Genomic DNA, 19,628 nt, shown 5'->3' on the forward strand with positions numbered 1-19,628 from the left:
GGAGAACCACCCCTGGGAGCCCGAGCCGGCCGCCATGCGGTGACTCTTGAGGCGAAAGGCGTACGCTGCGGCGTCATGAGCAACAAATTGTTGAACTCTGATGCGAGGACGGCCGTCGTCACGGGCGCGGGTTCCGGGATCGGCCGCGCGGTGGCTCTCGCCCTGACGGGCGCCGGCTGGTCGGTGGCGCTCGCCGGCCGCCGCCCCGACCCCCTCGCCGAGACGGTGGAGATGGCCGGGCCGGATGCCCGGGCGATCACCGTCCCCGCCGACGTCTCCCACCCCGAGGACGTGGACGCTCTCTTCTCCTGCGTACGGGAGTGGACCGGCCGGGTCGACCTGCTGTTCAACAACGCGGGCACGTTCGGTCCGCGCTCCGTCCCGGTCGAGGAGCTCTCCTACGAGGACTGGCGCACGGTCGTCGATGTGAACCTGACCGGGGCCTTCCTGTGCGCGCAGGCGGCGTACCGGCAGATGAAGGAGCAGGACCCGCAGGGCGGCAGGATCATCAACAACGGCTCGGTATCCGCACATGCGCCGCGCCCCCACTCGGTCGCGTACACGGCGACCAAGCACGCGATGACCGGGCTGACGAAGTCGCTGTCGCTGGACGGCCGTCCGTACCGGATCGCCTGCGGCCAGATCGACGTCGGGAACGCGGCCACGGAGATGACCGAGCGGATGCAGACCGGCACCCTCCAGGCCAACGGCGAACTGGCGGTGGAGCCGGTGATGGCAGTGGCGGACGTGGCCCGGACGGTGGTGCACATGGCCGAGCTGCCGCTCGAAGCCAACGTGCAGTTCGCGACGGTCCTGGCCACGACGATGCCGTACGTGGGCCGGGGCTGACGATTCCTTGCGCGCGCCGCCGATCGAGCCGAGCGGCGCGCTCCTGGACTCCTGCTCCCGGACGAAGGGGGCACCGCCGTCGAGAACTGTCACTGGGCCCGCGGGCCGGGATCCGGGGCGTCGGCCGCCCCGGGCGGGAATGCCCTGGACCGCGGCGGGGTTGAGCAGCGTCATGAGTGAGATTCCAGGAACCGAGGTCCTGCGCTACACCGCCTTCTCCGCCGACCCGCAGGGCGGCAATCCGGCCGGGGTCGTCCTCGACGCGTCCGGTCTCGACGACGCGGCGATGCTCGCGATCGCGGCGGAACTCGGCTACAGCGAGTCGGCCTTCCTGACCGGACCGGGCACTTCGGGTGAATCGGGCGGTCGTGGCTACACGATCCGCTACTTCAGCCCGAAGGCCGAAGTCCCGTTCTGCGGCCATGCCACCGTCGCGACAGCCATCGCCCTCGCCGAGCGCAACGGACCCGGCGACCTGGTGTTCACCACTCAGGCGGGTACGGTCCCCGTTACCGTCACCCGGGACGGCAGCGAACTCCGCGCCACCCTCACGAGCGTCGAACCGCACGTCACGGATGTCGCCCCGGACGACCTGGCCGAGGCGCTGGCCGCCCTGGACTGGCCGGCCGGCGACCTGGACCCGGCCCTGCCGCCACGGATCGCCTATGCGGGCGCCCGTCATCTGGTGCTGGCCGCCGGAAGCCGGGAGCGCCTCGCCGACCTCGACTACGACTTCGCCCGCCTCGAAGCGCTGATGCACCGGCTCGACCTGACCACGGTCCAGCTGGTGTGGCGCGAGTCGGCGACCGTCTTCCACGTCCGCGACCCGTTCCCGGTCGGCGGCGTGGTCGAGGACCCGGCGACGGGTGCGGCGGCCGCCGCCTTCGGCGCGTACCTGCGCGAGCTGGCGCTCGTCCCGGACGCCGCGGTCCTCACCCTCCACCAGGGCCAGGACATGGGCCGCCCCGGCACGCTCGCGGTCGAACTGCGCCCGGGCGACGCGCGGGTGCGGGTGAGCGGCACGGGAACGCGTATCCCCGCCGCGGAGTGAGCAACCGGCCGAGGCCGGACTGCTGACGTCACCGAGGGGTGTGCCGGGCGTGGGCGGCGCCGAAGCCCCTCGCGCGACGCCGCCCCCCAATTGCCGGTCGGTCTAAGATGCTGGCAGTCCGGTTTCCCCTTTCAGTCAGACCCCTGTGGCGCCGACCACGCCATGACTAGAGAGACTCGTAGCTGATGGCCCAGCAGGCGCGCGCGATCCAGACTCGACGTTCGATCCTGGTGGCGGCCGCCGCCGTGTTCGACGAGCGTGGCTACAGCAGCGCCACCATCAGCGAGATCCTCGCCCGGGCGGGGGTGACCAAGGGCGCACTGTACTTCCACTTCAACTCGAAGGAAGAGCTGGCGCTCGGCGTGATGGACGTCCAGCTGGACAGTTTCCCGCTGCCGCCGCGGCCGACGAAGCTTCAGGAGCTGGTGGACCAGGGGATGATTCTCGCCCACCGGCTCCGCCACGAACCTCTGGTGAGGGCAAGTGTCGGGCTGGCGATGGACCAGGCGGTCGAGGGGCTCGACCGGGGCACGCCGTTCCGGGCCTGGATCGACCGGCTCGAACATCTGCTGAGCGCTGCCAGGAGCCAGGGCGAGCTGCTGCCGCACGTGCATCCGCGTGAGACCGCCGAGCTGCTGGCGGGCGCCTTCTCCGGAATCCAGGTGATGTCCCAGGTCCTGTGCCGACGTGAGGACTTGGGGCGCCGGATCTCCGTACTGCTGCATTACGTCCTGCCGAGCATCTCGACGCCCGCCGTGCTGGCCACGCTCGACATGTCCGAGGATCGCGGCGGGCGGCTGCTCTCACAGCTGGAATCCGTACCGAGCCAGGCCGGCGCCACCGGCTGAATGCCCGGAGCGGACCGGCGAGACGGACGGCGCCCCCGGTTCCTGACGGCCGCTCCGCTACCGGGCGGCGGCATCCGGCACGTGGCAGGGCAGCGACCGACAGCTGAACATCGAGGGACTACGATCGCGGGCACCGCAGCGAGCTCAGGAGTGCTGACCTTGTCCGAACCGCGCATCGGCGTATCCATCGTGACCATGGGCGACCGCCCGCAGCAGGTCGAGGCGTTGTTGGCCTCGGTGGCCATGCAGGACGTGCTGCCGTCCCGTCTCGTCGTCGTGGGCAACGGCTCACCGCTGCCGGACTTCACCGGCTTCCCCGGCCTGTCGGGCCTCGCCGGCGGCGTGACCACGATCGAGCTGGACGAGAACCTCGGCTGCCCCGGCGGCCGTAACGTCGCCATCGCGGCACTGGCTGAACTCGGGGACGTGGATGTCGTCGTCGAGCTGGACGACGACGGTCTGCTCGTCGACACCGGTGTGCTGCGCAAGGTCCAGGAGCTGTACGCCGCCGACCCGCAGCTCGGCATCATCGGGTTCCGTATCGCCGACGAACACGGCGAGACGCAGCGCCGCCACGTCCCGCGGCTGCGCGCCACGGACCCGATGCGGCGCGGCCCCGTCACGGCGTTCCTCGGCGGTGGCCACGCCCTCTCCATGAAGATGCTCGCGGAAACGGGCCCCTGGCCGGCGGAGTTCTTCTTCACACACGAGGAGACCGACCTCTCCTGGCGGGCGCTCGACGCAGGCTGGAAGATCCTGTACGAGCCCGATCTGCTGCTCCAGCACCCCAAGACGTCCCCGGCCCGGCACTCGGTCTACTACCGGATGACGGCCCGCAACCGCGTCTGGCTGGCCCGTCGCAATCTGCCGCTCCCTCTGGTCCCCGCCTATCTGGGCACCTGGACCCTCCTCACCGTGGCCCGCACCCGCTCGGCCACAGGACTGCGCGCCTGGGCCGCCGGCTTCGCCGAGGGGGTCCGCACCCCGTGCGGGCGTCGGCAGCCGATGCGGTGGCGGACGGTGTGGCGGATGACGATGCTGGGGCGGCCACCGGTCATCTGACCCGGACATGTCGACGGGCGCCCGGTTCGCACGGGCGCCCGCCGACAAGCTCGCTCAGGCCAGTCGCAGATCGATGAAGGGCACGCTGTCACCCGGCAGCACATAGCGGTCGACTTCGACGAAGCCGTGCGCGTGCGCGAACCGCAGCCCGTCCGGGTTGGTCGCCAGGACAACCGTCTCGATGACGTCCGCGCCCAGCTTTCGCGCCTGCTCCAGCCCTCGTGCGTAGAGTTGCGCACCGATCCCCTGCCGCCGGTGGGCGGGGAGCACCCGGGCGATGACGGTGGCCACCGATGCCTCACCCGTGGGCGGCCGCACCGTCGAACAGCCCACGAGAGCATCGTCGAGATAGGCCACCTCCAACCGGTTGCGCCGGACACGCTCACGCACCTCGTCCAGAGACAACACCGCCGTGGGAATGATGGTGTTGTGAACATGCCGCCAGTCCTGAAGGGTGGCTTCGGCATCCACCTGTTCGAAGCGAAGATCACTCATCACAGCAGGAAACCGTGCGCGCGGTGGGACGTCAACCGCCGGTATCGGAGTCTCGGCCGCCGGGAGCTCTGCTGCGGTTTCCTACCAGGAGGGCGTGGGGCTGGTGGTGACCTGCCACTGATCGAGGATGCCGTCCCAGTCATGCATCGGTGCGGAGTTCATGGTGGTGTGAGAAGCCTGCTGGTCCCACGTCGTCTCCTGGTGCGACGAGCGATGCTGGGTGGGGTAGTACCACTGCCGGGGCTGGGTCACGCTGGGCGCCTCGGCGCCGTCGACACGGCGGTGGCGGCCGGAACGGTCCAGCGGTTGCGCACCGTGGGTGAGGCGGCCCTGCGCCTCCAGGTACCGGGTGCGGGCGACGAGGCGGGGGAGATCGAGACCGAGCTCGCCTGCGAGTACGGAGAGGTCGGCCCCGGTGCTCCACGCACCGACCAGAACCGCGTCCACGGCCGACGACGACACCATTCCCTGGACCGCCTCGTCGGCAGCGTCCGGGGTGCCCGGGGCCTGAGGGGGGCATGCGGGTGGGGCCGGAGTCTCATGGGACACCGGCGTTTCCTCCGGGCCCGGGTAATCCTGGCACCTGTCCGCGTCCTCGGAAGGCAGCTCGTGCGCATCGGCGGCGTGGTGGTCCAGGAGCGCCTTGGCGATGGCCCGGGCGTCGTCCTTTCCCACAGTGCGGCGAGCCATGCGCACTTCGCGTTCATGGAGCCCGAGGAGATCCGCGACGGTCCCGTCGCTCCCCAGCGTCACCGCGAACGCAGCCAGCGTCCGCATGCGGTTCGCCTGTTGCTCGTCGAGGGTGCTCTGCGCATCGCGCACGTCCTCGTCATTCCTGAAATACGCCCGCGCCAGTACCGCGTGACGCTCCCACAGCTCCCTCGGTTCCATGTCGGGACCAACGTCCCGCCGCAGGATTTGAAGCGACTTTCGACCGAAAGGCACCAAGAAAGGTGAAACTCCATCTAATCTTGCCGTGTCGGACGGTAGTTACCCAAATGGAGGCTGATCGTTACCACCGTCATGAACGCACCCACTTCCGCTACCGCCATCGGCAGGGGCTCGGCGGCATCCATTCCGCACCCCTCGCAGGCCTCACGCCCTTCTCATGCCCGGCCGCGTCCGAGGCCCCAGCTGGATGTGGCTCACGGAGCACGCGCATCACGCGAGCAGCTCTCCCGGGCGTTCATGCCGGGTCAGTCTTATGCAGAGACGGCAAGTGACACACCGCTGTACGCCGAACTGGTGGCAAGCTGGTCGGCATGCGCCGCCACGGTGCCCGGCATCCCCGACTCCGAATGGCAGCGCCTGACCTCTTATCAGTCCTTCCTCTGTGAAGTCGAGTCGGTCCTCAGGGACCTTCGCCCCCACCGCGCCCCGGACACGCTGTGCAGCCCTGCCGGCCCATCGGCCTACCCCATGGTCCTGGAGCAGACCCAAGACACCGCCGACGGTCACCCGCATACGAGCTGAAGCCGAGGGTCACACTGCCGCAGCCCAGCACCGCGTAGCCCAGCACCGCGTAGCCCCAGGCCGGTCTCGACAGATGCCGGCGCAAGCGACCGTCAGACGCCCGCCGCCCGGGCCGCCCGATACACCTCGGCTGCCACGTCGGCCAGTTCGGCGGCGTCTCGCGTCGTTCCCTGGAGGTCCAGCAGGATCTCCGTCACGCCCACTGCCGCATGGGCCGCCAGGTCCTCCACGATCTGGGCCACGCTGCCGTGGAAGGGCTGCCGGTCCGCGCCCTCGAACGGCTTGGCGCTGTATCTCGCGTTGGCACGGGCACACACCTCGATCGGCTTCTGCCTGCCACGCTCGGCCGCCAGGTCCTGTACCCGCCGCCACTGCTCGGCCAGTTCCGTGGTGCCCATGGCCACAGGCATCCAGCCGTCCGCCCGGTCCACCAGCCGGCGGGTGGCGCGCGGGCTGTTGGCCGGCAGATAGACCGGGATGGGGCGAGCGGGCTTGGGGCCGACCTCGGCCGGTGCGATGGTGGTCAGCTCGCCCTGGTACGAGACCGGGTCCGGGCCCCAGACGGCCGCGCAGACGTCCAGCAGTTCGTCCAGGACCGCGCCGCGCTTCTCGAAGGGGGCGACCGAGGCGGCCGCGTACTCGTCGAGTGACCAGCCGGTTCCGAGGCCCGCGACCACCCGGCCGCCGCTCGCGACGTCGAGCGAGGCGAGCGATCGGGCCAGCTGGAACGGTACGTGGAGCGGGGCGACCAGGACGCTGGTGCCGAGCCGGGCCCGGTCGGTGGCCGCGGCGGCGAGTGTGAGGGTGACCAGCGGGTCGGCGACGCTGCGGTACTGGTCGGGCCACGGCAGCCCCGGCACGCCGTACAGCCCCTGGGTGGCCGGCTCCGGAAAGAGCACCCGCTCGAAGACCCACAGGCTCTCGTACCCGACGTCCTCCGCCGCACGTGCCACCGTGGCCACGTCGCGACCGATGTCGTACTGCTTCATCTGCGGAAGACCGAGACCGAGCGAGACCGGCATGCGTGCACTCCTTAGCGAGGACGACGAGACAACTACCGTATGTCATGCGTCGATTGCCTGAGGTCAGCAAGGCGGATGAGGGCGGGTGAATGTGCGCTGACAGGTGATCGACGGGTGGCTCCCAGGTCGTGCTGCAGTCCTTCGGCCGGAGCACACAGCCGACGCCCGCGGCGTCGCTGGTGTCGGCGTGCCGGACCCTGGTCGCGCTGCGGGAAGTCAGGCGGCGGCGTTCAGCCCCTGTTGTCGCCGGCTGCGGCGGAGAACCTGTTGATCCAGGTGGCCTTGGCGCCCGAGTCACCGATGCGGTAGACCTGCACGACCCCGCCGACTGCCACGGCCAGACACAGCACCACCGATGTCGCCCGCAGGGGAATACTCACCCCTGCCGCTGAACCCCTGCCGCCGCCGAACGAGGGGGTAGCTGGGTACGCGCGCCGGTAGAACCACCACAGGGCTGCGCTCAGGACGAACAGGCCCACGGCCCACGGCAGGAGCCCGTCGCCCAGATCCGCGTGCCTTGCCACCAAGACGTTCTGCGCGATGCGCTTCTCCAGCCACTCGCCGGCGCTTGTTGTCAGAGGCACCGAGACCAGGGTGACGAGGGCCAGGAGGGGCAGGGCCAGGCCGAAGCGGCGCATGACGGGGGGCCAGGCGGCACAGACCACGAGAGCCAGTGCGGTGAGTGGCACGAAGACCACGACGAGGTGGACCAGCAGTGCGTGTGCGGGGATGCCGTTGATCAGGGCGGGTTCCACAGATCTGCTCCTTCCAGAGCGCTGCTTGGGGCACAGGGCACGCGGTGTGCATGCAGGGACACTTAGGGGAGTGCCTCGCGCTCTGCTCGGGACGTTCCGGAGCGGGGCGCGAGGCGAGCGGCCCGCGAAGCAGGGTTCCCCGGCCGTCAGGTTCACCGGGCCATCGGCTGTCTTCGCTTCATCCCCCCATACGTAGCGTTGCTCAACGTGGTCAGATGGGTGACAGACCGCCATGTGCTCCAATCGCCGCCGCAACGGACCTCCCCTGGGGGTACGGCCCTGGGGACTGTTCTCCCTGCCGCGTCTTCCCCACACGAACAGCCCGACGCGTACGGGCCGGACATCTGCCCTGCCGCCCCGCAGCAGCTCGGCCCTGCCGATGGCGGACCGGACGATGCGCGTCCCCTCGAGGTGAAACCGCCGGGCCCTGGACAGTGGCCGCGTGCGTCGCCTTGTGCGGGTTGCCCCGAAGCGGTGGACGGGACGACTCTGGAGGAGGCATCGCCTGCGGCTCGGAGGACTCGCCGTCAGGCTGTGCATCCGGAGACTACGGAGAGGTGCCGGCCGTGGACGGTCGGGAACCTGTGGGGAAGCGGCCCGGCGCGCGTGGCCACCGGGCTGTGCCACACACCGCGGACATGCGGGTGGAGGCGTGGTCGCCGACGGCCGAAGGCTGCATCGGCGAGGCGGTGCGCGCGGTGGTGGAGGGTTTCGCCGACACGTCCGGGGCCGCAGCCACCGGCGAACGCGAATACGCGGTCACGGGGGAGTCCGACGAGGACCTGCTGGTGTCCGTCCTGGAGGAGGTCGTCTACCGGATGGATGCCGACGGTGAGATCCCGCTCGATGTGGAGGTGGGGCCGATCCGGCCGGCGGAGGGCAGCCGGGAGCTGTCGGTCCGTTTCCGGATGGCGGACGTCGGCACCGCCGTGCCGATCGGTGCCGTACCCAAGGCCGTTTCGCTGCACGACCTGCAGCTGCGCGGTGGCCCCGGCGGCTGGACCTGCCGGGTGACCCTCGACGTCTGAGTGCAGGGCGGGAAAGGGACGGAATCATGGCGCTCACGGTGGCACTGGCCGGCGACACCATGCTCGGGCGCGGCGTCGCCGAGGGGCTGCGCCGCTCGGCGACGCCGGAGACGCTCGTCTCCGCAGGGGTCAGGGAGGCGATCGCGGAAGCGGACCTGTTCGTGCTCAACCTGGAGTGCTGTGTCTCCGACCGCGGGCACCGCTGGCCCGACCCGTGGAAGGCCTTCTTCTTCCGCGCTCCGGCCGCCGCCGCGAAGGTGCTGGCCGAACTGGGGGTGAACGGTGTGACGCTCGCCAACAACCATGCTCTGGACTACGGGTTCGATGCCATGGCCGACACCCTCACCCTGCTGGACCGGGCGGGCGTCCACGCGGTCGGTGCCGGGGCGAACGCAGGAGCGGCCCGGGAGTTCGCGGTGCTGGAGGCGGGCGGAGTGCGGCTGGCGGTGGTGGGCGTCACCGACCACCCGGAGGAGTTCGCGGCCGGGGAGGACAGTCCCGGTGTCGCCTGGGCCGATCTCCACGCGGGCGTGCCCGGCTGGCTGACGGAGTCGGTGGCCCGGGCCGCTGCGGCAGCGGATGTCGTGCTGGTGACTCCGCACTGGGGTCCCAACATGACCTCCCGGCCGCCGCGCCACGTGTCGGCCGCGGCCCCGGAGCTGCTGGCGGCGGGAGCGACGCTGGTCGCCGGGCACTCCGCCCATGTCTTCCACGGGATCGCCGACCGGATCCTCTACGACCTGGGTGACTTCGTCGACGACTACGCCGTCGACCCGGTCCTGCGCAACGACCTCGGGCTCCTCTTCCTGGTGACCCTGGACGGCCCGGATGCCGCGCATCTGGTTCCCGCGCAGGTGGAGGCGGTGCCGCTGGCCCTGGACTACTGCCACACCCGCTTGGCGCTCGGCGAGGACCGGGAGTGGATCCGCGAGCGGCTCACCACCGCCTGCGCCGAGTTCGGCACCGCCGTCGCCGATCGGACCGGACGGCTGACGGTCGACTGGAGGTGAGGGACGTGGAGATCACGCTGGTGGAGAAGGACCAGTACCGCTTCCGGATCGAGCAGCGGGAGCCGATGCGCGTACCCGGGGTGGTGTTCGCCTCGCGGGCTCTGCTGCCGCAGGCTGCGGGGGACAAGGCGCTGGAGCAGGTGGCGAACGTGGCGACGCTGCCCGGCATCGTCCGCGCGTCCTTCGCCATGCCCGACGTCCACTGGGGCTACGGCTTCCCGATCGGCGGGGTGGCCGCCACCGACATCTCCCACGGCGGGGTCATCTCGCCCGGCGGCGTCGGGTTCGACATCTCCTGCGGCGTACGGCTGCTGGCCGCCGGCATCGACCGCGAGGCGCTCGGCCACGACCGGATGCGGCGGCTGATGGACATCCTCGACCGCACCATCCCGCGCGGCATGGGACGCGGCGGCCTGTGGAAGCTGTCGGGGGCCGGGGAGATGGACGAGCTGCTGGTCGGCGGCGCTCGCTACGCGGTCGAGTGCGGCCACGGTGTGCCGCGCGACCTCGCGCGCTGCGAGGACTACGGCGTCCTGGACGGCGCGGCCCCGGGGCAGGTGAGCAAGCGCGCCGTCGAGCGCGGCCTCCACCAGGTGGGAAGCCTCGGCTCGGGCAATCACTTCCTGGAGGTCCAGGCGGTCGACCAGGTCTACGACCAGGCCACCGCGACGGCCTTCGGGCTGCGGGTGGGCCAGGTGTGCGTCATGATCCACTGCGGCTCGCGCGGCCTGGGACACCAGGTGTGCACCGACCACGTGCGCGTGATGGACCAGGAACTGCACCGGTCGCACATCCGGGTACCGGATCGGCAGCTGGCCTGCACGCCGGTCGACTCGCCGCGCGGCCGCGCCTACCTGGGGGCGATGGCGGCGGCCGCCAACTACGGCCGGGCCAATCGCCAGCTGCTGTCCGAAGCCGCCCGCCATGCCTTCGCCACGGCTGCGGACGTCGGTCTGGAGCTGGTCTACGACATCTCGCACAACACCGCCAAGCTCGAAACGCACGAAGTGGACGGTGTGGCACGTCCTCTGTGCGTCCACCGCAAGGGCGCCACGCGGGCACTGCCGCCCGGCGACCCGGGCCTGCCCGAGGACCTCGTCGGGGCGGGCCAGCCGGTACTGGTCCCCGGGACGATGGGCACCGCCTCGTACGTGATGGTCGGCCTGCCCGGCAACGACGCCTTCCATTCCGCCTGCCACGGCGCCGGCCGGGTCTGGAGCCGCCACCACGCGCTGCGCATGGTCCGCGGGGAGCGGCTGCGCGGCGAGCTGGAGGCCCGGGGCATCGCGGTGCGCCCCTCCTCCTGGCGTGGTCTCGCCGAGGAGGCGCCGGAGGCGTACAAGGACGTCGACGCGGTCGCCGCCGTCACCGAGGGCGCGGGACTCGCCCGGCTGATCGCCCGCCTGGTGCCGCTGGGCGTCGTCAAGGGATGAGCCGACACGGAGCGGGAGGGAGGGGCGCTTTTCAGAGCACGCCGGGAAGCCGGACGCCGCCTCTCACTCTCCGTGGTAGAGCCGGTGGGGATCCACCAGGACCACCTCGCCGCGCGCCTCGGCCTCGCGCAGGTGCGGGCTGAACCCGGCTGCGCTGTAGCAGGCCGGCCGAGCCCGGCTCACGTCCTCGCCGCGGTCGGCGAGTTCGGCCAGGATCTGGCGCTGCTCGTGCAGGTGGTGCATGTCCATGACCTCGTCCCAACACGCCCTGCCGACCGAGAGCAGGACCCCCGCACGGCCGTGGACCTCGCCGCGGACCACCACATCGACGTCGACCGGCCGGTGCCCCTGGACCCCTGGAAGCGACCCGGTGGAGGCGGTGACAGGCCGGAGGCCGAAGGTGTCCCGGGATGCGAACCCGGTCACCCAGTCCCGGCACACCTGGGCGAAATGCGGCCGGACCACCGCGGATTCGAAGACGGACCGCGCCGACTTCCAGACCTCCGCGGGGCCCTGCTGCCCCAGCGCGATGCGGTTGGGGCGGATGACGGCGTGGTCGAAGGCGAGCAGCGGCTCGGTGATGCGGTAGCGGGTCACACCCGGCCGGAAGGCATCCGGTACGCCCTCGACGAGGCCGTAGTCACGCAGTACGGAGAGGATGTGGGGCACCTCGGTGGCCGGGCGGTCCAGCCAGTGGGCGATCGCGCCGGGCGTCGTGCAGCCCTCGGCGATGGCGGCCAGGGTGGAGTGGCACAGGCCGCGGTCCCAGCCGTCGGGCTCCTGCTCGATGATGTGTCCGGCCTTCCACAACAGCGGAAGACGGGGGTTGAGGACGGTCCGGCACACCCAGGCGTCGAAATCGTCGGGACCGGCCGGGATGTCCTCGCCGGCCGGGTCGTACCGGAAGGCGGTGCTTGCGCCGACGACGGCGTGGACCTGGAGGGCGAGGCGCGGATCGTCGATGCTCCAGAGCCGCGCGCCCTGCCGGAAGTCCAGGGGCAGGAACTTCAGGTGAAGGTCTGCCGAGGTCGAGTCTGTGCCGAGCAGTCGGCGCATCATCGGCATGGCGCTGCCGCACAGCAGCAGCCGCACCCGGTTGGGCCGGCCCGCCTCGCGCAGCCGGCGGCAGACACCGCTGACGGCGGAGGGCAGTGCGGGGCTCTGCCGGACGAGTTCGGGGAAGCCGTCGATGACGACGGGCAGCGGATGCTCGCTCGCGAGGGCCGCGAAGGCGTCGAGCGCATCCGCCCAGCAGCTCCAGCGGGTCGGGCGGGTGGCACCGGTGTGGCGGGCGAGCTGGTCGCCGAGCCGCCGGAGGGACTCCGCTTCCGCCACGTCCTGGGCTCCGAAGTAGAAGCCGCCGGTCGCCGAGGTCAGTTGCTGGAGCAGGAAACTCTTGCCCTGCCGTCGGGGCCCGGTGACGATGGCGACCGCGGGCCCGGGCCGGGGATCGCGGGCGAAGGCGACGAGCGCGTCCCATTCGGCCTCACGGTCGAAGAGTTCCTTCGGCCGGGCAGCAGTGGCGGTGGCGGATCGCACGGGTGGGTTCCCATCGTTCGGCGGCAGCCCCCAGAGCCAGTAGACCTCCGGGGTGGCCGCCGCGCCTCCCAACGAGCGGGACCGGGCAGTGCAAGTCAGTGGCGGGATGCGGTGTGCAGACCGATGATGCCGCGCACACGGTGGTCCGGTGTCGACGTGGGTGTCCCAGGCGCAGCGAAGGGGCCGGGTGGACAGCGACGACACCGTCCACCGGGCGGCACGGGCCCGCGACGGTGGACGGTCCGGGAGCGACGCGAACGGGATGTCCACGACCTGCCCCGTCCGAGGTCCGGCACCCCACCGAGGTACCGGCCGCATCATCCGTTCATCCGGATTCATCGGGTTCGGCGGGATGCGTCCCTGGCGCGCCGGGGCGGCGGTCACGGTGGGCTCCGGTGGTGAAGCCGTTCGGCGCTCGCGCCTGCGCGGAACGCGAGTAGCGTGGGGCGTGAGGCAGGGCCGGCAAGAAGCCGGCTGCCCTCCACGAGCGTGGGAGCCGCGGGCGGAGCAGCGACGGCGGCCGACGGGTACTGCCGGAGCAGTCGATGGAGTCGGCTGACATCAGCCCCCCTCCGCACCGCTCGTGGGTCGGTGGCGAACCGAAGAGACCGGCTCGACGGACGGGCGCGTCCCGGACGGGCCGCACCCCTCACCGGCAGCGTGACTCCGACGGCCCGCAGGAGCCGCGAGCGTGCCGCATCGCCGACGAGGAGCGACCGTGAGCGGCACGTTTGCCGCCCCGGGAATCCCCGGGCGCAGCTGTCCGCGCGGGGAGTCGCGGCCGGGTTCTGCCGCATCGAGGAGGCTGGACCATGCACTTCGCTGACCGCACTGACGCGGGGCGGCGACTGGCCGGGCTGCTGACGAACCTCGCGGGCGAGGACGTCGTCGTCCTCGGGCTTCCCCGTGGTGGCGTGCTGGTGGCGGCGGAGGTCGCCGAGGCCCTCGGAGCGCCGCTGGACATCATCGTGGTGCGCAAGCTCGGCGTGCCCTTCCAGCCGGAGCTGGGCATGGGAGCCATCGGTGAGGACGGCGTGCGCGTCGTCAACGAGGAGGTGATGCATGCGACGCGAACGACCGAGGAGGAACTGGCCGCTGTGGAGGAGCGGGAGCGCGCAGAGCTGGACAGGCGTGCCCGGCGCTACCGGGGCAGCCGGCCGCGTACCGGCGTCAGGGGCCGGACGGTGGTCGTCGTCGACGACGGCGTCGCCACCGGGTCGACCGCCCGGGCCGCCTGCCTGATCGCGCGCGGCCAGGGAGCGGCCCGGGTGGTGCTCGCCGTCCCCGTGGCACCGGAGGGCTGGACCGCCAAGATGCAGGACGCCGCCGATGAGCTGGTGTGCCCGAGCACCCCGGTCGGTTTCCTCGGGATCGGGCAGTTCTACGAGGACTTCGCGCAGACCACCGACTCCGAGGTCATCGCCTGCCTCGAGCGGGCGGCAGAGCGGCTGTCAGGGAGCGGTCCGCTGGGCTCGGCCGCGCAGGATGCCGCACGATCCGCCGCTCCGCCCGTCGCGGATCCGGACGTGGTTGTGCACGCCGGACCGGTCCGGCTCGCCGGGCAGCTGGCCGTGCCCGAAGGGGCCACGGGCCTCGTGGTGTTCGCTCACGGCAGCGGCAGCAGCCGGCACAGCCCGCGCAACCGCTCCGTCTCGGACTCGCTGAACAGGGTCGGCCTGGCCACGCTGTTGTTCGACCTCCTCACTGCGGAGGAAGAGCTGGACCGGGCCAACGTCTTCGACACCGCCCTGCTGGGCCGCCGCCTGACCGACACCACCCATTGGCTGCTCGAACAGCCCGAGGCCCAAGGCCTCGCGGTGGGCTACTTCGGCGCCAGCACCGGCGCGGCCGCCGCGTTGTGGTCGGCGGCGGAGCCGGGCTCCCCGGCCGTGGCGGTCGTCTCCCGCGGCGGCAGGCCCGATCTGGCCGGGCCCCGCCTGCCGGCGGTGACCGCGCCCACGCTGCTCATCGTCGGAGGCGAGGACGAGGTGGTGCTGGACCTCAACCGCCAGGCTCAGGCACAGCTGCGCTGCGAGAGCCGGCTCGCCGTGGTCCCCGGCGCCACTCACCTGTTCGAGGAGCCCGGTGCTCTCGCACAGGTGGCGCACCTGGCAACAGAGTGGTTCACCGGCCACCTGGGCCGGCGCGCAGGACCGGGAGGTTGAGCGTCGGCGCGCCGGCGCGGCCGCCGCGTCGCTGACGCGCAGCTCCGTACGTACGCCCACGGGTCCGTGTCGAGATGGGCGCGGTGCGTGAAGGGCGGCGGCGCGCGAACGGAGCCGATGCCCCGGCACCCGGGCTAGTGCGGCGGCCGTACTCCGAGCGGACCGGGGCCCGGTGAAGGCGGCCATCTATGCAACCCGCTTGTCTACGCGCATCATTGGGTTGCTTCACTCGCACAGCTGTCCCCGGCGGCGGCGTGGGCATCCCCGCTCGACTTGTGCCTGTCGGCCGCCGCCGCACTTGTCATGCACTTGTCATCTTCTAGGGGAGGCAACACGATGGCTTGCGGATCCACCAGCCTGTGGGCCGGTGAAACCAGCTGGTTCTGCTGCGGCAACGCCTGGGGCCCGTGCTCCAGCGCCGGTGGCGGCGCCTGCGGCAACTGCCAGTCCAGCGCACGCCACGGCGCGTGGCCCAACGCCTCACAGGCATGCTGGAACATCACCCGGCCCGACCTCTGTGGCGAGAACATTCCCAGACGCGGCTGCGGTGCGGTGATGAACGTGAAACACCAGTGCTCGGGCGCGACGGTGTGCATCACGATCACCGACTGCGGCCCACGCACCAAGGACTGGTGCGGAGAGGCGACGTGCTGCAACGGCACCTGCCGCACCAACCGCGTCCTCGACCTGACCCCGGCCGCCTTCTCGGCGATCGGCAACCTGAGCTCCGGCAAGCTGCCGGTCTACATCTACGAGTGAGGGGGACGGCCATGACCGTACGACACGACCGGGCCGACGGGATGCGGCGTCGGCGCTTCCTCACCACTGCCGCCCTCGGCGGCGCGACCATCGTCGGCGCGACCGCGCTCGGCGGCCTCGACGTCGAGGCCGCCTTCGCCGCGGAGCCCTCGCTCGACCCCGCGATAGCCAGGTCCGCCTTCGTGGAGGGCCGCATCACGGGCATCACCGGCAGCGTCCTGGAGGTGGCGGGCTCCAACGGCGGCCACTCCCGGGTGCAGATGACCAACGTCACCAGCGTGTGGAAGGTTCGCGCCACCACGGCCGAGGTGATCGAGGTCGGCGACGGGCTCTACGCGCGCGGCGTCACGATGCCCGACGGCACCGTGGCCGCCGACGCGGTGTGGGTGAACATCGTGAACCTGGACACGCAGATCCGCGGCATCGCGAAGAACCGGCTGCACCTCGCCCATGGGCAGCACGAACTGGTCGGCCACGTCGCCCCGGACGCCACCGCCTCCTACGCGGGCCGCGCCCTGACGTCCGACCTGTCCCGACTGCGTATCGGGCAGAGCGCCCAGGTGCTCGGTGCCTGGCGGCCGTCCGACAACTCGGTGGACGTCGTCCGCATCTCCGTCGGGCACTGAGGCGGGACCGAGGGCACAGAGAGAGGAAGAGATGCTGTCACTGACAACGGGCCTCGCCCCACTGGTCCTCGCGGGCCTGCTCGGGTGGACCGGAGCGGTCAAGGCGTTCAGCCGGGGCACCGCACAGCAGGCGCCGAAGACGGCGCTGGCCCGCATGCTCCGCAGCAGCGAACGGGCCACGACAGTGCTGCGCGCAACCGGGGCGGGCGAACTCCTGATCGCCGCAGGTCTGCTGGCGGCCCCGGCGAACCCGGTGCCGGGGGCCGCCGCGGCGGTCCTCGGGGCGGGCTTCCTCGCTTATCTCGGCTACGGCCGGGCCATGGCTCCGGAGTCCTCCTGCGGCTGCTCGGCACGTGAGGACTCCCCCATCACCTGGCGGGCGTTCGCACGGGCGGCCGTCGTACTCATCGGTGGTGCCACGGTGGTGGCGGCGCGGGGCACCTGGTGGTCGGCGGTCTCCGAGCGGCCGGCCGGTTCCGTTGCCTTCCTGGCCGGGGCGGCGGCGGTCCTGATCGCTCTCTCGGCCGATCTCGACCGGTGGTGGCTGCTGCCACTGCGCCGGACGAGGCTGCGCGTCTTCGGGCACCCGCTCCTCGGCACCGCCACCGGGAACCAGGTGCCGGTCGCGGCGAGCGTCGAACTCCTGGAGAACTCCCTTGCCTGGCAGGCCGCCGCACCGGTGGTCCGGTCCGCCCTGCTGGACCACTGGGAGGACGACGGCTGGCGCATTCTCCAGTACTCGGGTGTGTACGGGGACGGGGAGAACGCGCGTCCGGTCGCGGTGGTGTTCGCACTCGACGCCACGGCCGGCCGCGACACCGGTGACGACCCGGTCGTCCGGGTCAGTTACATCGACGCGGACAGCGGGGAGGCGGTGGCCGTGGACGAGCTGGGCGCGGTGCCGTCGCGGAAGAGCCTGCCGATGGCGGGCTGACACCCTCGGACGGGCACCTCGGCGCCCCACAGTCCTGAGGAGCACGACAGGGCCGGACCCGCGACAGCCGCGGGTCCGGCCCTCTTCTCCATACCTGCCGGGCGCCGTAGCGGGCCGACCGTACGAGCGGCAGACGAGCCGGGCCGTATGCCGGGGGCAACCGGCACCTTCGCCGGGAGATTTCTCCGTTGCCTCTCGGCACCGCTCGGTGACGGACACGAGGTGCGGGCGGCTGACTCGCCGCTGTCATACGGTCGCCCGGCCGGTCTTGAACGCCAGGTCCTCAGCGGCGCCGCTTGCCGCCCCGTCTGCCGTTCTCTCGGTGGCCGCGCTGCCGAACAAGGGCGACGTGGGCCTTGCGCTCCCGGGACACACGCTCGGCGAGGGCCTGAAGGATCGTGAGGCCCTCCCGGTCCGGGTGACCGGAGGCCAGAGCCGCCCGCAGTGCTTCCTCGACCTCACGGCCCTGTTGGTGCAGTACCTCTCTCATCCTGTCGGCGCCAGTCGCCTCACAGAGCTGCAACAGGCTTTCAGCGACCATGAGCAGACTTTCCGGCTCCGTCAGGTCCTCGGGGGAAAGAATCTCCCGACGGGCCAGGAGGCTCAGCGCGGTGGGAGCCAGCGATGGGTCCGAACGGAGACTTCGCAGCAGCCGCTCCCCGTCGTCGAGGGAGGAGACGAGGACGTCGAGCATGGCTTCGGCCCGGGTGCGGAACGGCATGGTCCGCACCGTGTGGACGAGCTGCTCCAGCGCCGCGGGCCGGGCGCCGTGGACGGCGATCCACCCGGCGAGCTCCGCCCGGGCGGACTCGGGATCGTAGTCATCGGCGAGGACGCCCAGCAGGCCGGCCGCCGGGGCCTGGGCAAGCTCACCGATCAGAGGTGCGTCCCGGCCTTCGGCCAGCAGCCGACGACGCACGGAGTCCGATCCGAGGTCGGTGAGGAGGATCAACTCAACAGGACCGGCGCTCAGTTCGGACTTCAGTTTCCGGGCCCGCCGGGTAGCCTCCTCGTCCAACAGGGCGCCGTCCAACAGGGCGTCATCCGACAGGACGTCGCCCAGCAGTCCGGCACGTCCGGTCGGCATCCCCGGCAGCACGCCGGGCGACGTCTCGGGGTCGCCATCGTCCTCGGTCGGTATTCCGGCCCACCCCGCGATGTCGTTCTCGCTCGTCGCCGGATCCGCGAAGACGGGATCGGCCATCCCCCAGTGGCACTCGATCGCCCCCAGGCTCTCCAGCACAGCCAGCACGGTGCGCAGATCGTCGTCGGCTTGCTCGAACGTGGCGAAGGCGCCGAGCAGCGAACGCGAACGGTGGGCGAGGTGGACGGTGTCCCGCAACGCGGGCCAGGGCATGGGGTACGGCAGGCTGTAGAGGGTTGCCAGTACGTCGGGCAGGATGACGTCGTACACGTCGTAGGCGTCGTAGGCGTCGTAGGCGGACAGCACGGAATTTCCGGACCTGCCACCGCGCGCGCCCCTCACTGGCCCGCGCAGCTCGCGGAACGCGTCGAAGGCGCGCCGCCACAGTCCAAGCGGGTCGTTCAGCACGGGCTCCGCCTTGGCCACCACGTACAGCTTGCCCTTGGCGACTCGTATCAGCCTCGCTGTCTTGGCCCACTCCACAAGGAGGTTGAGGCGCGGCAGATCCGCGGACGAGCGGACCGAGTCGGGGCTGTCTCCGGTGTCCAGCCGCTCCGCGAGCTCCCGCGCATCGGACAGCCGCAGCCTGCCGGAGCCGGTGAGCGCCCGGCCCTCGCGCCCCGCCCATTCGGCAAGGCCGCGCAGCTGCCGCAGCACCGGTGACCGCTCGGCCTGCTCCCGCAGGACGTCGTCGCCCGGGAGCGCGATCGGGAGCTGCGGCTCGGACCGTACGGGCCCGGAACTGCGCAACTGCCGCTCGACGACGGCCTGAAGCACCTCGGGGTCGTAGGTCACCTCTTCGCGCTGTGCCCTCGCCACGAAGTCCTGCAACGCCTGCTCGTCGTGGACGTCGACGCCTTGCTCCGCGGCGGTGGTGACCCAGAACTTCGCCATGCCCCAGCGGCTGCGGTCGGCCATCGCATCCGCGTAGCGCGGCGCTGCCGCTTCGACGGCCTCCAGCCCCTCGGACAGGGACGCCCCTCGGGGATCCGCGAGGTGGACGGCATCCAGATACCGCAGCAGGGCCCGCAGAGTGCCCGGCGCATCGGCGGGCTCCTCGTCGGGAAGTACGGTCACCGACCGCGGAACCCAGTCGAGCAGGAACTCCTCGATGTGCCGCTGGTCCCATAGTCCCAGCCTGCCGTCCGGCGTACCGATATGGCGGTACTCCAGAGCGGCTTCGGCGACAAACGGATCGGCGTCGATCCCGTTCTCCCGGGCCCACCGGTCGAACCGGTGGACAAAGAGATCACAGGCCGCCTCGTACTCGTTCTCCTCCGCGGGATTGAAGATCATCCGCATGATTTCCCGCTCTTGCCTCTCTCAGGGCTCCGTCTCCGCTGCCCACGCTACCGGCCGCGGGCAAGCCGGGCCCAGCGCCGACAAGGCGCCGAGAAGGGAAAGACAGCCGAGTACGGACGACGGGTACGGAAGG

At 71.5% G+C, this 19,628-nt stretch carries 17 protein-coding genes; 11 read left to right on the forward strand and 6 right to left on the reverse strand.

The window, feature by feature from the left end; all coding sequences use genetic code 11:
• Positions 1–75: 75 nt before the first annotated feature.
• The 4 genes from ACNPQM_RS00380 (at position 76) to ACNPQM_RS00395 (ending at position 3,810) form a co-directional block, all read left to right on the forward strand.
• Positions 76–849, forward strand: a complete 774-nt coding sequence (locus ACNPQM_RS00380; protein ID WP_418082363.1) for an SDR family oxidoreductase — start codon at positions 76–78, stop codon at positions 847–849.
• A gap of 172 nt (positions 850–1,021) precedes the next feature.
• The gene (locus tag ACNPQM_RS00385; RefSeq protein WP_418082364.1) at positions 1,022–1,900 is read left to right on the forward strand and encodes a PhzF family phenazine biosynthesis protein; all 879 of its coding nucleotides are present in this window, start codon (positions 1,022–1,024) and stop codon (positions 1,898–1,900) included.
• 185 nt (positions 1,901–2,085) lie between these two features.
• On the forward strand, positions 2,086–2,748 hold the full coding sequence (locus ACNPQM_RS00390; protein WP_358858532.1) for a ScbR family autoregulator-binding transcription factor: 663 nt from the start codon (positions 2,086–2,088) through the stop codon (positions 2,746–2,748).
• Between the two features lie 159 nt (positions 2,749–2,907).
• Positions 2,908–3,810, forward strand: a complete 903-nt coding sequence (locus ACNPQM_RS00395; protein WP_418082365.1) for a glycosyltransferase family 2 protein — start codon at positions 2,908–2,910, stop codon at positions 3,808–3,810.
• Positions 3,811–3,864: 54 nt separating this feature from the next.
• Here ACNPQM_RS00395 and ACNPQM_RS00400 read toward each other — a convergent pair whose 3' ends face one another.
• The 4 genes from ACNPQM_RS00400 to ACNPQM_RS00415 all read right to left on the reverse strand — a co-directional run bounded on the left by ACNPQM_RS00400 (position 3,865) and on the right by ACNPQM_RS00415 (position 7,555).
• A complete protein-coding gene (locus tag ACNPQM_RS00400) occupies positions 3,865–4,305 on the reverse strand; it encodes a GNAT family N-acetyltransferase (protein ID WP_358859497.1) in 441 nt (146 codons plus the stop codon).
• 81 nt (positions 4,306–4,386) lie between these two features.
• Entirely contained in the window at positions 4,387–5,196 is an 810-nt protein-coding gene (locus ACNPQM_RS00405; RefSeq protein ID WP_418082366.1) for a hypothetical protein, read from the reverse strand.
• A 674-nt stretch (positions 5,197–5,870) separates the two neighbouring features.
• The gene (locus ACNPQM_RS00410) at positions 5,871–6,800 is read right to left on the reverse strand and encodes an LLM class F420-dependent oxidoreductase (protein WP_358859499.1); all 930 of its coding nucleotides are present in this window, start codon (positions 6,798–6,800) and stop codon (positions 5,871–5,873) included.
• 230 nt (positions 6,801–7,030) lie between these two features.
• Entirely contained in the window at positions 7,031–7,555 is a 525-nt protein-coding gene (locus tag ACNPQM_RS00415) for a DUF2231 domain-containing protein (protein WP_418082367.1), read from the reverse strand.
• Between the two features lie 620 nt (positions 7,556–8,175).
• Between ACNPQM_RS00415 and ACNPQM_RS00420 the strand changes: the two genes are divergently transcribed.
• The 3 genes from ACNPQM_RS00420 to ACNPQM_RS00430 are packed head-to-tail and all read left to right on the forward strand — an operon-like array spanning position 8,176 to position 11,026.
• Positions 8,176–8,583 (forward strand): archease, encoded by a 408-nt coding sequence (locus ACNPQM_RS00420; protein WP_358859501.1) that lies wholly within the window; start codon positions 8,176–8,178, stop codon positions 8,581–8,583.
• Between the two features lie 26 nt (positions 8,584–8,609).
• Positions 8,610–9,593, forward strand: coding sequence for a CapA family protein (locus ACNPQM_RS00425; RefSeq protein WP_358859502.1), 984 nt, complete (start codon positions 8,610–8,612; stop codon positions 9,591–9,593).
• Between the two features lie 5 nt (positions 9,594–9,598).
• Positions 9,599–11,026, forward strand: a complete 1,428-nt coding sequence (locus ACNPQM_RS00430) for an RtcB family protein (RefSeq protein ID WP_418082368.1) — start codon at positions 9,599–9,601, stop codon at positions 11,024–11,026.
• Positions 11,027–11,089: 63 nt separating this feature from the next.
• Here the strand turns inward: ACNPQM_RS00430 and ACNPQM_RS00435 are convergent, their stop codons facing one another.
• Positions 11,090–12,565, reverse strand: a complete 1,476-nt coding sequence (locus ACNPQM_RS00435; RefSeq protein WP_418082369.1) for an AAA family ATPase — start codon at positions 12,563–12,565, stop codon at positions 11,090–11,092.
• An 812-nt stretch (positions 12,566–13,377) separates the two neighbouring features.
• Between ACNPQM_RS00435 and ACNPQM_RS00440 the strand changes: the two genes are divergently transcribed.
• The 4 genes from ACNPQM_RS00440 to ACNPQM_RS00455 all read left to right on the forward strand — a co-directional run bounded on the left by ACNPQM_RS00440 (position 13,378) and on the right by ACNPQM_RS00455 (position 17,049).
• A complete protein-coding gene (locus ACNPQM_RS00440) occupies positions 13,378–14,730 on the forward strand; it encodes a phosphoribosyltransferase family protein (protein WP_418082370.1) in 1,353 nt (450 codons plus the stop codon).
• A 336-nt stretch (positions 14,731–15,066) separates the two neighbouring features.
• Positions 15,067–15,489 carry a hypothetical protein gene (locus tag ACNPQM_RS00445; protein ID WP_358859506.1) on the forward strand — a complete coding sequence of 141 codons (423 nt, stop codon included), beginning with the start codon at positions 15,067–15,069 and terminating at the stop codon, positions 15,487–15,489.
• 11 nt (positions 15,490–15,500) lie between these two features.
• Positions 15,501–16,115 (forward strand): cell wall protein, encoded by a 615-nt coding sequence (locus ACNPQM_RS00450; RefSeq protein WP_418082371.1) that lies wholly within the window; start codon positions 15,501–15,503, stop codon positions 16,113–16,115.
• A 31-nt stretch (positions 16,116–16,146) separates the two neighbouring features.
• Positions 16,147–17,049 carry a MauE/DoxX family redox-associated membrane protein gene (locus ACNPQM_RS00455; RefSeq protein WP_358859508.1) on the forward strand — a complete coding sequence of 301 codons (903 nt, stop codon included), beginning with the start codon at positions 16,147–16,149 and terminating at the stop codon, positions 17,047–17,049.
• A gap of 283 nt (positions 17,050–17,332) precedes the next feature.
• On the opposite strand, the gene ACNPQM_RS00460 is transcribed toward ACNPQM_RS00455, so the two are convergent.
• Positions 17,333–19,489, reverse strand: coding sequence for a hypothetical protein (locus tag ACNPQM_RS00460; RefSeq protein ID WP_418082372.1), 2,157 nt, complete (start codon positions 19,487–19,489; stop codon positions 17,333–17,335).
• Positions 19,490–19,628 lie beyond the last annotated feature (139 nt).

Source organism: Streptomyces sp. NPDC056231, assembly GCF_048270745.1.
Taxonomy (GTDB): Bacteria; Actinomycetota; Actinomycetes; order Streptomycetales; family Streptomycetaceae; genus Streptomyces.